The 13309-nt window shown below is 38.9% G+C and carries 11 protein-coding genes; 2 read left to right on the top strand and 9 right to left on the bottom strand.

What is annotated here, in order from left to right; genetic code table 11:
- Positions 1-2: 2 nt before the first annotated feature.
- Positions 3-1883, bottom strand: a complete 1881-nt coding sequence (locus tag BUA16_RS01945; RefSeq protein WP_072762953.1) for an ABC-F family ATP-binding cassette domain-containing protein — start codon at positions 1881-1883, stop codon at positions 3-5.
- A gap of 7 nt (positions 1884-1890) precedes the next feature.
- Entirely contained in the window at positions 1891-3078 is a 1188-nt protein-coding gene (locus BUA16_RS01940; protein WP_072762952.1) for an Lnb N-terminal periplasmic domain-containing protein, read from the bottom strand.
- Between the two features lie 276 nt (positions 3079-3354).
- Between BUA16_RS01940 and BUA16_RS01935 the strand changes: the two genes are divergently transcribed.
- Complete coding sequence (locus BUA16_RS01935; protein ID WP_072762951.1) at positions 3355-4116, top strand: CDP-alcohol phosphatidyltransferase family protein; 762 nt, start codon at positions 3355-3357, stop codon at positions 4114-4116.
- Positions 4117-4189: 73 nt separating this feature from the next.
- Here the strand turns inward: BUA16_RS01935 and lptB are convergent, their stop codons facing one another.
- The 4 genes from lptB to BUA16_RS01915 all read right to left on the bottom strand — a co-directional run bounded on the left by lptB (position 4190) and on the right by BUA16_RS01915 (position 7132).
- The gene (gene lptB / locus BUA16_RS01930) at positions 4190-4930 is read right to left on the bottom strand and encodes an LPS export ABC transporter ATP-binding protein (RefSeq protein WP_072762950.1); all 741 of its coding nucleotides are present in this window, start codon (positions 4928-4930) and stop codon (positions 4190-4192) included.
- 69 nt (positions 4931-4999) lie between these two features.
- Positions 5000-5344 carry a carboxymuconolactone decarboxylase family protein gene (locus tag BUA16_RS01925; RefSeq protein ID WP_072762949.1) on the bottom strand — a complete coding sequence of 115 codons (345 nt, stop codon included), beginning with the start codon at positions 5342-5344 and terminating at the stop codon, positions 5000-5002.
- Positions 5328-6167, bottom strand: coding sequence for a twin-arginine translocase subunit TatC (gene tatC / locus BUA16_RS01920; protein WP_072762948.1), 840 nt, complete (start codon positions 6165-6167; stop codon positions 5328-5330). The genes BUA16_RS01925 and tatC overlap by 17 nt, the downstream gene beginning before the upstream one ends.
- Entirely contained in the window at positions 6167-7132 is a 966-nt protein-coding gene (locus BUA16_RS01915; protein WP_072762947.1) for a KpsF/GutQ family sugar-phosphate isomerase, read from the bottom strand. Before BUA16_RS01915 ends, tatC begins: the two co-directional genes overlap by 1 nt.
- Positions 7133-7335: 203 nt before the next feature.
- Here BUA16_RS01915 and recQ point away from each other — a divergent pair, with 203 nt between their 5' ends.
- Positions 7336-9537, top strand: coding sequence for a DNA helicase RecQ (recQ, locus tag BUA16_RS01910; RefSeq protein ID WP_072762946.1), 2202 nt, complete (start codon positions 7336-7338; stop codon positions 9535-9537).
- 138 nt (positions 9538-9675) lie between these two features.
- Here recQ and BUA16_RS01905 read toward each other — a convergent pair whose 3' ends face one another.
- The 3 genes from BUA16_RS01905 to BUA16_RS01895 all read right to left on the bottom strand — a co-directional run bounded on the left by BUA16_RS01905 (position 9676) and on the right by BUA16_RS01895 (position 13281).
- A complete protein-coding gene (locus tag BUA16_RS01905) occupies positions 9676-10737 on the bottom strand; it encodes a S66 peptidase family protein (protein ID WP_072762945.1) in 1062 nt (353 codons plus the stop codon).
- A 110-nt stretch (positions 10738-10847) separates the two neighbouring features.
- Positions 10848-12152 carry a carboxypeptidase-like regulatory domain-containing protein gene (locus BUA16_RS01900; RefSeq protein WP_072762944.1) on the bottom strand — a complete coding sequence of 435 codons (1305 nt, stop codon included), beginning with the start codon at positions 12150-12152 and terminating at the stop codon, positions 10848-10850.
- A 553-nt stretch (positions 12153-12705) separates the two neighbouring features.
- The gene (locus tag BUA16_RS01895; RefSeq protein ID WP_072762943.1) at positions 12706-13281 is read right to left on the bottom strand and encodes a PepSY-associated TM helix domain-containing protein; all 576 of its coding nucleotides are present in this window, start codon (positions 13279-13281) and stop codon (positions 12706-12708) included.
- Positions 13282-13309 lie beyond the last annotated feature (28 nt).

Genomic DNA, 13309 nt, shown 5'->3' with positions numbered 1-13309 from the left:
GCTTAATTATCCCTGATGTCGGCAAGTTCAAACCAACGTTCAGATTTTAGATCTATAGCGTTATTGATCTCAGTGAGTTCAATAGATAGTTTTGAGATTTCCTCCCCGCTAAGCGACGGGTCTAAGAACATATTTTGGAGAGCCGATTTTTTGGTCTCTAATTTTTGGATATCCTTTTCTAATTGCTTGTATTCTTTCTGTTCTTGAAAAGTAAGCTTGTTGGCTGTGTTTTCTTCTTTCCAGGTGTTTTTTTGATTTTTGTTATCCCCAGATTTTTCTTTGGCAGTTTTATTCTCTTGCTCGGTGCTATCTTCATAAGCTCTGAAATCGGAGTAGTTGCCAGGAAAGTCTTCGACCTCCGCCTTTCCACGGAATACAAATAAATGATCTACGATCTTATCCATAAAATAACGGTCGTGAGAAACCACTAATAGGCAGCCTGGGAAATCTAATAGAAAGCTTTCCAAAACATTTAAGGTTACTATGTCTAAATCATTAGTGGGCTCATCCAAAATTAAAAAGTTTGGGTTTTGAATTAGAATGGTACACAAATAAAGACGTTTTCGTTCCCCACCACTTAATTTTTCGACAAAATCATATTGTTTTTTACGGTCAAAAAGAAAACGTTCCAATAGCTGCTGGGCAGAAATTTGACGCCCCTTCATCAAAGGGATGTAATCTCCGAATTCACGGATGACATCGATTACTTTTTGGCCTTCTTTTATTTTGATCCCCGCCTGGGTGTAATAACCAAATTTAATAGTGTCGCCGATTATTACCTTTCCACTATCAGGCTCGTCTTTTCCGGTAAGGATATTAAGGAAAGTCGATTTTCCAGTACCATTCTTTCCGATAATCCCTATGCGCTCGCCTTTTAGAAAATTGTATTCAAACTTGTCTAAAATGGGCTTGTTGGGAAAGGATTTTGATATTTTATGAAGTTCAAGGATCTTACTTCCCATGCGCTCCATGTTGATTTCTAATTGTACTTGGTGCTCCGTTCTTCGTTTGCTGGCCTTTTCCTTAATATCTTGAAAGTCGTCTATCCTCGATTTTGACTTGGTGGTTCGTGCCTTGGGCTGTTTTCGCATCCAATCCAATTCCTTTTTAAAGAGCAGTTTGGATTTATGTTGCTCTGTCGCTTCTTGTTCTAGTCTAGCCTCCTTCTTTTCTAAGTAATAAGAGTAATTGCCTTTGTACGAATACAGCTGGCCATTGTCCAATTCTATAATTTCATTACATACCCTTTCTAGGAAATAACGGTCGTGAGTAACCATAAACAAGGTGATGTTTTCTTTAGCGAAGTACTGCTCTAACCATTCGATCATTTCCAGGTCCAGATGGTTGGTCGGTTCATCGAGCACCAATAAATCGGGCCTATTGATCAGGGCATTGGCCAAGGCAATACGTTTTTTTTGTCCACCGGACAGTAAGTTTACCTTTAGGTTGATATCGTCTAGCTTAAGGCGAGATAAAATTTGCTTGTACTGGGTTTCAAAATCCCAGGCATCAAAACGCTCCATGGCTTCAAAAGCTTTTTGGTAGGCGTCTTCCTCCTCAGGTCTGGCCAAGGCTTTTTCGTAGTTGCGTATAACCTTTAACACTTCGTTGTCCGAGGCGAAAATGGTTTCTTCTATGGTTAAATTGGGATCTAAGTCCGGTTCTTGTTCCAAAAAAGAAATCCTGATGCCTTTTCGGGAGTTGACCTGCCCGGTGTCTGGAGTGTCTTTTCCTGAAAGGATATTTAAAATGGAAGTTTTTCCACTTCCATTTTTGGCGATAAAAGCTATCTTCTGGTCTTTGTTAATTCCAAAAGAGATGTCCGAAAAAAGGACCAGTTCACCAAATGATTTGGATATGTTTTCTACAGTAAGTAGGTTCATTTTGTCTTTATTTAATACTGAATTGGTTTTGGAGATGTCTCCATAAAAATAGGTATCTCACCGTAAGGGCAATAATTATAGGGGTAATTAAAGGAGAGAAGTTCTGAATTTTAAACACTCCTAATAAGATCGTTAAAATAAGTAAGATAAAAAGTGTTTTTAGATACTTTAACAACCAACTGATAGGAGGTTGCTTCTTAATAATTGCAAAGGCCACAATAATATTAAACGGAAATACCCATAAAACATTAAGGTTGACGGCGGTAGCAGTGTGGTCCGTCAGGAACCATAAAAACAGCAATAGAACTCCTGCTGCTCCCGATATAAAAAACAATAGGAAATCGAAAACTCTTGTTCGTTTCTTGTTTTTATAGTCTGAATAAGTAAGGATAAGGATGCCTACTGAAAAGACCGATAACCAAAATAGGGGGGTAGTAAAAAAGGAATTGCTCTTTGGAATGCTTTTTTCTTTTAAAATAGTCCGCTCCTTGGATACTAAGGGGGTCGAGTTTAAGGTGGTATTGCTCAGTTGGTACATTATATAGTTTGGCAAGAACATATGCTCTTGTGGGGTAGCCTTTTTGTCTATGACAGCTCCTAAGGCCAGATCTATGCCAAAACTAGACCAAGAATTGAGTCTCAGGTTTTGATGGATCAATTCCCTGAACGTATATCTTTTTTCCAGATGGTTTTCCTTAAAACTTAGGTTTTTTCCCAAGGTTTCTTCCAATACGTCCCTGATTTTTGTAGAACAGTTGTTGTAGAGAAAATCGTATTTGTAATCCCTGTTTTCGGGAAGGTGATTGTTTTCTAAAAACTCATATAATTCATTTTTCTCACTGCTGTCTAGATGTAACACTTGTTCTTTTACCCAGCGATTTTCTACCTGGTAGGCATATAGGAAATAGGGCATGTCCTGCTTGCTTAAGGAATAAAGCAGCTTGCCCTGCGTGAACTTTAGATAAAAGTTTGGAGTGTCAAAATTAAAAGTGCCATAATTGTATACCTCGTCTATACCATTCACAGGATCATAAACTCTAAAGGCACTATGTCCAAAAGTAGAGTAGAGTTCATCACCTGCGCCACAGGTAATGACACTGACTTCGGCCTTGGACGAAAGTGGTTTTAATTGGGCAATAGTATACAGGGGGAGCCCCACCAGTAGAAATGTAATTAAAAGGATCTTTAAGCGCATAATATCAGTACTGACTACCTTTGAAATAGTTACCGCAAATATCGAATAAATAATAGGATTTAGGAACTATGGGCTATTGTATTATAAAAAAGCGGATTTAAATAGACGGCATTTTTTAATTAATGTTATTTTTACCGCTGTCCGGTGCGAAGAAAATAGCGTAGCAAGTGAAATGGCACACCAGAATTTACGCCTCCGGACCCGCTAATTAATTCATATAAACCTAGCCTAAATAGTAAGGGTAGTCTATTAATATTCAAACAAAAAAACATACAGATGAAACGTCATATTCCTAATTTCATTACTTTATTAAATGTACTCTGTGGTTGCATTGCCACGGTATTTGCAGTTTCTAACAAATTAGAAGTAGCTGCAGGCTTCGTTTTTCTGGGCATATTTTTCGATTTCTTCGACGGATTGGCAGCACGGGTACTGAACGTAAAAAGTGAATTGGGGCTACAGTTAGATTCCTTGGCAGATATGATCACTAGCGGATTGGTTCCTGGTATAGCAATGTTTCAGTTATTGAGGATGTCTTACACCGGGGGGTGGAACCTCAATGTTGCCAACGGGGCTACAGAAAGTATATCTTGGGAATTGTTTGAGATGCCGTTGCTGCCATTTTTCGGATTTATTATAACCATGGCCTCCGCATACCGATTGGCGAAATTTAATCTTGATGAAAATCAGGTCTCTTCTTTTGTTGGTTTGCCAACTCCAGCCAATGCCCTGTTGATACTGTCCTTTCCCCTAATGTTAATCTACCACAATAACGACTTCTTAAATGAGTTGATCCTAAATCAATGGTTTTTAATTGGGGTGACGCTTTTCAGTGCCTTTTTGCTGAATGCTAAGATTTCCTTATTTGCCTTAAAGTTTAAAAACTGGAGCCTTAGGGACAATGCAAATCGTTATATCTTTTTAATAGTCAGTGTGGTATTTTTACTGACGATGAAATTTATGGCAATTCCGGCTATTCTTGCCTTTTATGTGGGCAGCTCTATAGTGAGTAATATTAGTGCTAAAAATAAGGTGTAAGGCTCATTATTACATACCATGAATAAAAAAAGGCCGCAATTCGCGGCCTTTTTTTATTTCTATTCTTATGGATTTAGAAGTCAAGTTTTTTCTTCCGTAACTCAAAATTTTGTCCTAGATATACTTTACGGACCATTTCATCGGCCGCCAAATCTTCGGGAATCCCCGATTTTAATATACCACCTTCGAACATTAAATAAGAGCGCTCTGTAATGGCCAGCGTTTCTTGTACGTTATGATCGGTAATAAGAATGCCTATGTTCTTGTCTTTCAATTGAGCAACAATACGTTGAATGTCTTCTACGGCTACCGGGTCTACCCCAGCAAAAGGTTCGTCCAAGAGTATGAATTTGGGATCTGTTGCCAATGCCCTGGCTATTTCGGTTCGCCTTCTTTCGCCCCCCGACAATAAATCGCCACGGTTTTTTCGAATATGCCCCAATCCAAATTCTTCGATGAGCGATTCCATTTTCATCAACTGCTCTTTTTTACTGAGCTTGGTCAGTTGCAATACGCTCAATATATTTTTCTCGATACTTAATTTTCTAAACACAGAGGCTTCCTGTGCCAAATAGCCAATGCCGTTTTGAGCCCTCTTGTACATAGGGAATTTGGTAATTTCCTTTTGGTCCAAATAAATACTGCCTCCATTTGGTTTGATCAATCCTACGATCATATAAAAAGAAGTAGTTTTTCCGGCGCCATTAGGGCCTAATAAACCCACGATTTCACCTTGGTTGACCTCTAAAGAAATTCCCTTTACTACCTGTCGTCCTCGGTAGGACTTCATTATGTTTTCTGCTCTTAGCTTCATAGTATCTTGCTATCCTTCAAAACTAAACTTTATATTTTTCAAGAAAAATAAAATGTAGTTTTTTTTAACTTATTGTTTTTCAAGTTCTTCCCAGAACTCGTATGCTCTCCTTAAATGAGGGACCACAATGGTACCTCCTACGAGCGTTGCAATGCCAAGGGTTTCCATGACCTCTTCCTTGTTCGCGCCTTCTTCATAGGATCGCTCCAAGTGGTATTTTACGCAATCATCGCAGCGCAGAACGGCAGAAGCTACCAATCCTAATAGTTCCTTGGTCTTAACATCTAGGGCACCTGCAGCATAGGCATTGGTGTCTAGGTTAAAAATTCTTTTAATAATTTTATTGTTGTCGGCTAACAACTTCTCGTTCATTTTAGAACGATAGGCGTTAAATTCTTCAATTTGCTTTGACATTTTTTCGCTCTTTTTTAGCTTGTCTTTTTAAAACAACTTTGGATATATAGATGCTTATTTGGTATAGGATCAAAATAGGTACTGCTACAATAATCTGGCTGGCAACGTCCGGTGGCGTAATGATGGCAGAAAGAATCAATACAACTACCAAGGCCATTTTTCGATACTTGCGCAGTATTTCTGGTGTTACCAGGCCTATTTTGGTTAAAAAGTAAATGATAATTGGCAATTCAAAGATTAGTCCACATGCAATTACGGCGGCCCTAACAGTTGATATGTACGAACTTAAATCGATCTCACGAACAACGGTTTCACTAATAGAATAGCTTCCTAAAAAGTTAATGGATAATGGCGCTACAATATAGTATCCGAATAATACTCCATTGAAAAAAAGAAAAGATGCAATGGCAATAAAACCTCTAGCGTTTTGTTTTTCGTTGTCATATAGCCCTGGGGAAATAAATTTCCACATTTCATATAAAATATAGGGAAATCCAAGGATGAAACCGGCCCAAATAGAGGTCCAGATATGGGCAGAAAACTGCTCGGACATTTGTCTACTCTGAACGGTAAAAGCAGGTTCCGTATTACAGAAAGCTTCATTGAAACCTAATTTTTGCGATAGGCTACAAAAGATATCGTAGGTTGGGAATTCTGGATTCATTGGTCCAAAAATGATGGTGCCAAAAACAAAATCTTTCATTAAAAAGGCTACGGTTGCGATGATCACTATAGCAAAAACAGATCGTATGATATGCCATCTTAATTCTTCTAAATGGTCTAAGAAAGACATTTCATTGGGGGTCTTCAATTTTTTAGTCATTATAATATGCCTTCGTTTATTAGGTTGTGCAAATGTACTATTCCTTTGTAATTATCGCCTTCCACGGCTAGTAATTGTGATATTCCCTTGTCTTGCAGTAATTCCAGGGCTTTAACAGCCAGTACATCTGTGGCTACGGTCTTGGGGTTAGTGCTCATAATATCCTTAGCGGTCAAGCCACTGATATTGTCATGTTTGTTCAACATACGACGGATATCGCCATCAGTAACCACGCCCACTATTTTGTTGTCTTTTAATACCGCGGTAATGCCCAGCATTTTTTCGGAAATTTCTACGATGACCGTTTTAACATCGGCATCGACATCTACCTGTGGTATCAGATTATTGCTGGCAATATCGGAAACTCTTAAATATAATTTTTTCCCTAAGGCACCACCAGGATGGTACTTTGCAAAGTCGTTACTGTCAAAACCTTTTAATTCCAACAGGCATATGGCCAAGGCGTCTCCCATTACCAATTGAGCCGTGGTACTCGAGGTAGGGGCCAAATTATTGGGGCAGGCTTCTTTTTCGACAAAAGTGTTTAAGACAAAATCGGCCTGGTTGGCCAAAAATGATTCACTATTCCCAGTCATCCCTATTAATTTGTTGCCGCCATTTTTTATGAGGGGAACCAATACTTTAATTTCAGGGGTATTGCCGCTTTTAGAAATGCAGATAACCACATCTTGGTTTTGTATGGTGCCTAAATCCCCGTGAATCGCGTCCGCGGCATGCATGAAAATCGCAGGAGTGCCCGTAGAGTTCAGCGTCGCTACGATTTTGGATGCGATGATAGCGCTTTTTCCTATCCCAGAGATGATAACACGTCCCTTAGAATGGCGAATACATTCCACAGCACTGGAAAACTCCTCGTTTAAATAAGAAGCCAGTTGGTGTATTGCATCGGCCTCCGTTTCAATAGTTTTTTTAGCTGTAGCCAATATGGCTTTGGTATCGCTCAAAGTAATTTATGATTAATGGTGATTTTTCTTTAAAGAAATCTTATATTTAGTGTACAAAATTACATAAACTTAAGTTTATAGAATATTTAAAATTTCAACAAATTTATTTATAATAAAAATTGGAGTTAAAGTTCCAAAACTTATTAAAGCATCTTATTTTTGCAGTTGCTGTAACATGAGTTTATTAAATGGTCAAGTACTGTATGAAATTAAATGAAATTGATTTACGTGTCTCTTTGAAAAAGTATTTTGGGTTCTCCCAATTTAAAGGCTTACAAGAACAGGTCGTTAAAACAATATTACAGGGAGAGAATACCTTTGTGATAATGCCAACTGGTGGAGGAAAATCGCTCTGTTACCAATTACCTGCCCTGATGCAGGAAGGAACGGCCATTGTAGTGTCTCCCTTAATAGCCTTGATGAAAAACCAAGTAGACGCCATCCGTGGGCTGTCTTCAGAAATGGGGGTTGCTCATGTGTTGAACTCATCCTTGACTAAAACAGAGATAAAACAGGTAAAAAAAGATATTAGTAGTGGCGTTACAAAGCTGTTGTATGTGGCACCAGAGTCGCTTACAAAGGAAGAGTATGTCGATTTCTTGCAGAAGGAAAAAATTTCCTTCGTAGCGGTAGATGAAGCACATTGTATTTCAGAATGGGGTCACGACTTTAGACCGGAATACCGAAATTTAAAAGCGATTGTCAATAGGTTGGGAGATAATATACCCCTAATAGCCCTTACAGCTACCGCAACGCCAAAAGTACAAGAAGATATCATTAAAAATTTGGGCATAAACGATGCTAAAATATTTTTAGCAAGTTTTAACAGGCCTAATTTGTACTATGAAGTAAGACCAAAAACCCAAAATGTCGACAGTGATATTATTCGGTTCGTAAAACAAAATTCGGGAAAATCTGGAATTATATATTGTTTGAGTAGAAAACGAGTCGAGGAGTTGGCACAAGTGTTACAAGTAAACGGAATTAGTGCAGTGCCTTATCACGCCGGTTTTGATGCTAAAACAAGATCAAAGCACCAGGATATGTTTCTTATGGAGGACGTAGATGTCGTTGTAGCTACTATTGCCTTCGGAATGGGGATTGATAAACCCGATGTGCGCTTTGTAATCCATCACGATATTCCCAAGAGTATTGAGAGCTATTATCAGGAAACTGGTAGGGCAGGAAGAGATGGGGGAGAAGGACATTGCCTAGCTTTTTATTCCTATAAGGATGTAGAAAAACTAGAGAAATTTATGTCCGGAAAACCCGTAGCCGAACAAGAAATCGGTAACGCACTATTACAAGAAATAGTTGGATATGCCGAAACTTCAATCTCCCGAAGAAAATTTATTTTACATTATTTTGGAGAGGAGTTTGATGAGGTGAATGGTGAGGGCGCCGATATGGATGACAATACCAGAAATCCTAAAGAAAAACACGAAGCTAAAGACAATGTCGTTAAATTGATCAGTGTCGTTAAAGGGACCAGTGAGAAATTTAAATCGAAAGAGATTGTCAAGGCCTTGACAGGGAAAGTAAATGCCTTAATCGCTTCTCATAAAACCGATGAAAAAGAATTCTTTGGTATCGGAAAAGATAGGGATAAGGGGTATTGGATGGCCCTGATTCGCCAAGTCTTGGTAGCCGGTTTACTGAAAAAAGAAATTGAACAGTACGGAATACTACATCTGACGCCTAAAGGAGAAGAGTTTTTAGAAAACCCTACTTCATTTATGATGACCCGCGACCATGTGTATAATAAAGCGACAGACGATGCTATCGTTAGTGCGGCAAAAACTGCAGGTGGTGTGGCCGATGATAAGTTGTTGAGGATTCTTAAAGATTTAAGAAAAAAGCAGGCGCAAAAATTAGGAGTGCCCCCATTTGTTATTTTTCAAGATCCTTCCTTAGAAGATATGGCCTTGAAATATCCGATATCTATAGAAGAATTAGTGAATATTTATGGGGTAGGAGATGGAAAAGCCAAAAAATATGGTAAACCTTTTGTTGCCGAAATTGCTACCTATGTAGAAGAGAACGATATCTTAAGACCCGATGATTTGGTGGTGAAAAGTACAGGGGCCAATTCTGCCCTTAAACTTTATATCATTCAAAATGTCGATAGGAAACTGCCTTTGGATGATATTGCTTCGGCAAAAGGACTAGAGCTGAATGAGCTTATAAAAGAAATGGAACAGATCGTTTTTAGCGGAACGAAATTGAACATTGATTATTGGATCGAAGAAATCTTGGATGAAGATCAGCAAGAAGAAATTCACGACTATTTTTTAGAAGCTACAACAGATGACCTGAAAGTAGCTCTAAAAGAGTTCGACGGAGATTACGAAGAAGAGGAACTGAGACTATATCGCCTAAAGTTTATTAGCGAGGTAGCTAACTAATAGTTCTATTGATTGAAGCGAAGCTTTAATTGTCAAAATGATTATTTCTAAACAACCGCTCTTAACCCTAGGGGCGGTTGTTTTATTAAGTGTTGTCGTTAGTATGTGGCAGCTAAAAATCCATAAGACTCTTTTTGCTTATGGTAGCACTGGTTGTTCTAACACTTCCAAGCTTATTTTTTCACTGTCCAAGCTAGCCATTGCTCCAATGGGAAAGGTAAAGTTGTTGTCTATATGGCCAAAGGTCATACCGTAAACCGCTGGAATACCTAATGGTTTGATTCTATCCATGATCACTTCTTTTAAGGTAAACTTATGGCGGTTTGGTGGCGTATCGCATCCGGCAAATACACCCATTACAATTCCAGAAGCTTTACAAAAGGTTTTGCTTTGCATCAATTGGGTCAACATGCGGTCTATGCGGTAGGGGGCTTCTTCTATTTCTTCTAAGCATATAATGGCATTGGTAAAATCTATCTCATGTGGGGTTCCCATCAGGGAAGTGACCATGGTTAGACTCCCTCCTGCCAATTTTCCGCTCGCTATTCCGGGGGTAATAGTATAACGGTCGTACTGCGGATGCCTATATTTTTTTTCACCGCTCAAGTCCTTGTTCTCCAAAGCTTGAAATTCCCTAGGGGCCATGATTACCTTTTGTAGTTGCGCTATACTGTAATCGTCGTTAAGCGTGCTTCCTACGGGGCCATGGAAGGTGATTAAGCCTGTTTTTTGGTTGATGGCGTTCAATAAGACTGTGATATCACTAAAGCCAATAAAGGCTTTGGGATTTTGTCTTATATTTTCGTAATCGATCAAATTTATTATTCGAGTACATCCGTAACCGCCTCTTGCACAAAGAATACCGTCGATATTGGGATTGGAGAACATTTCATTAAGGTCTTTGATCCTTTCCTCGTCCGTATTGCTGAAATAACCATGATTCCCAATAATACGCTCGGTATGGTAGGGAATAAACCCCATGCTGATCAGAGTGGCCTTGGCCTCTTCCAACATCTCTGGCTTTACAGAGTACCCTGGAGCTACTAGTCCAATAGTATCGCCCTTTCTTAACGCCTTGGCTTTAACAGGGGGTGTGTCTGGTCGATTTTTGGGGGTGGAAGTAGCGAATATGGTAGAGGGGAGTAGACTTGCTACAGAAGCCCCCAAAGCTGTTTTAAAAAACTGTCTCCTTTTTTTCATGCTTGTAGTGTCAATGGGCTAAATTTACAACATTGCCCATTAAGATATGACTGTCAATTTAGCAGTTTGAATATTATGACTGCGAGAGGGTAGCAATAGGCCGACCGTTCTTATTTGGCACTAGATCTTTTTAATTGTCTTTTGATTTTTTTGATGGCAGATTCTATGGATTTTTCAGGTTCAATAATATTGTATTCACCCCAAAAATCAGGATCCGAAAATCCAGAAGCCTCGTCCGACATAATGATGGATGATTTTAATCGGTTTCTTGGTTTAGGAACTTCACCCGTAGGGTTTTCACTCCAGTCTGTAATGGCCATTTCTGAAGTTAAGGAATAAACGGAATTGAATAGCTTATCGTCCCAATTTATCTTAAACTCCAATAGTACATTGCTATAGCCATAATACCATTTGCCATTTTTTTCGCGATAGTCTACCCTATAGGCTACATCGGTGGGCCATACCCTTGCATTGGCAGGTTTTTTTCGGACAAAGAGTTTGGCCGCTTCGTCTCTGTTGGTAATATTTAATGAATATACGGCGTTGGTTAGAATTTTGTTTTCCGCGTCAATATATAGTTTTCCCTGATATAACTGGTCCTTAATAGTCTCCTTTTGTTTAAAATTGATAATGAAAATCACTTTGTCCTTTACCATGGTAGAGCTAGAAACTGTAAAATCATAATAGTCCAATGTTTCTTCGGTAAATATATACTGGGGATATTTCACCATATCAACAAATAAGGTATTAAATGGGCCTCCCTGAAGTTTTAGGGTAAGGGTGTCTAGTTTGCTATAATCCGTACTTTTACGTGACTTATACATTTCAACCACATCCTTACGGTCATTAGTATAGGCTGATTTGTATATGGTGACCACAGCTTCGGACAGGGAGACGTTTTTCCTCCTCTTTTTAATAGTTTCCCTATAAAAGGCAGTCATAAGAGTTGGTTTGTCAAAATAATGCTCCCCTCTTTTTTTAAGGGTTTCCCTGACAAGGTTCGCGGCATTTTTGGGGATCGCAAGGCTCACTTCAGTAAGTTCGGTGACCGAAGTCTCTAAGGCTATTATATTTTTTTCCGCCGTTAATTCTTCTAAGGATAGGAGTTTTGTTTTATAACCTAAAAAAGATACGATAAGGTTCTCTTTGTCCAAGGCCTTGGGAACCTTAAGGATAAATTCGCCCTCGGTATTGCTCACGGTACTGATGTTGGTGTTTTCTATAGTAAGAGAGGCAAATACCAAGGGTTTGTTGGTTTTTCCATCTACGATTTTTCCTTTGTATTGGTTGTAAAGACTTTCTTGTTCCTGTAAATCCTGAACAAAAGGGGCAGCAGATATAAAATATGGTGCACTGATGAACGACAATATAAATATGGCTGTTAGCAAAGTGTTTTTTTTGTAGACATTGATCATGATTAGTTTCTTATTATTAATACAATTGATTAATCAGTCAGCTGAATTCTAAGTTAATGATTTATAGGGTGATATGCTATTGAATTAACGTTTTTAATTGAAGGAGGAGGCTTATGTGTTTGGTAGGTTTAACTTGTTAAATAGTAAGGAAGATGGTGGAGGTTTCGAGAAATTATTGGTTTTTTGCTTTTAGACAAAGAAAGTAAATCAGGCCTTGTCGTATTTGGAGGGTGCAACTTCAGTGGCTGAGTCCTACATTTCTTAACTGATTAACTACCTTTTTTAGGAAAGGCTACATTGATTGATTTTTTCGCGTTAGGGACCGCGGCGGCATCCCCGCAGCAAGGCAAGGGATATAGCCAAGGGCCCGCCCGACGAAGGAGGGAACGCCCAAAAAAAGATGATTCGGCCTAAACAAATTTTGATGCCCGGCCTGCGAAACTACCGTCTAGGGATTTTTAGGCTATTGTTTAAAAAATTGCGAATGCTCCTAAAATAAGATGTTTTTTTAAAAAAAATACTAGGTGTACCTTACGGAATATGTAAGATGAATTTAGGCCTTGACTGCTTCTTTTCGCATTCGTTTAGGGCCTATCCATAACCAAAATCCGGTGGCGGTAAAAACAAAAAGAGCGAGCCCCATGATGGTAGCATACACAAGTTTAATAAGGCCTGTTCCCGTATTTAGGAATTTATCTAGGATAGAACCATCGTGTAATTGCTCGATAAAATCGCCTCGCCTTCTTTCTATATGTAGTAGTTTTCCGGAGGCGCCGTCGAGCTGTATGCCCCAATATCCCTGCTCAAAAATAAATTTGATCATTCCCTTGTCCTTTTTGACATCTACGCGGTCCAAGGCTAAAGAATGGGTGGATGAAATGGAATCTTGAAATATTTTAACGGCATTGGTATGGAGCGCGTCCAAAGGGAGCCAATCTTTAAGATCAGTGGAAATTCCTTGACGGGATTTGGACAAAATTAAATCGCCACTGTGTTTTTTCCAGCCCAATAGTAAGCCCGAAATGGAGATGATAAAAAAGAAGACAAATAACAGTGCGCCCGATGTTCTATGAATTTTCCTGAATGTTCTTAAAATCTTGGCCTGTTTTTGCCTCTTATTTTTTTGCACGGTTGAAGGGTGGTTTATTTGAAAATAA

This window comes from Arenibacter nanhaiticus, assembly GCF_900141935.1.
GTDB classification, from domain to species: domain Bacteria; phylum Bacteroidota; class Bacteroidia; order Flavobacteriales; family Flavobacteriaceae; genus Arenibacter; species Arenibacter nanhaiticus.
This window is presented reverse-complemented; position numbering and strand designations above follow the sequence as displayed.

Coding starts and splice junctions, on each gene's coding strand:
- BUA16_RS01945 (WP_072762953.1), bottom strand. CDS start 1,883: ATGAACCTACTTACTGTAGAAAACATATCCAAATCATTTGGTGAACTG.
- BUA16_RS01940 (WP_072762952.1), bottom strand. CDS start 3,078: ATGCGCTTAAAGATCCTTTTAATTACATTTCTACTGGTGGGGCTCCCC.
- BUA16_RS01935 (WP_072762951.1), top strand. CDS start 3,355: ATGAAACGTCATATTCCTAATTTCATTACTTTATTAAATGTACTCTGT.
- lptB (WP_072762950.1), bottom strand. CDS start 4,930: ATGAAGCTAAGAGCAGAAAACATAATGAAGTCCTACCGAGGACGACAG.
- BUA16_RS01925 (WP_072762949.1), bottom strand. CDS start 5,344: ATGTCAAAGCAAATTGAAGAATTTAACGCCTATCGTTCTAAAATGAAC.
- tatC (WP_072762948.1), bottom strand. CDS start 6,167: ATGACTAAAAAATTGAAGACCCCCAATGAAATGTCTTTCTTAGACCAT.
- recQ (WP_072762946.1), top strand. CDS start 7,336: ATGAAATTAAATGAAATTGATTTACGTGTCTCTTTGAAAAAGTATTTT.
- BUA16_RS01905 (WP_072762945.1), bottom strand. CDS start 10,737: ATGAAAAAAAGGAGACAGTTTTTTAAAACAGCTTTGGGGGCTTCTGTA.
- BUA16_RS01900 (WP_072762944.1), bottom strand. CDS start 12,152: ATGATCAATGTCTACAAAAAAAACACTTTGCTAACAGCCATATTTATA.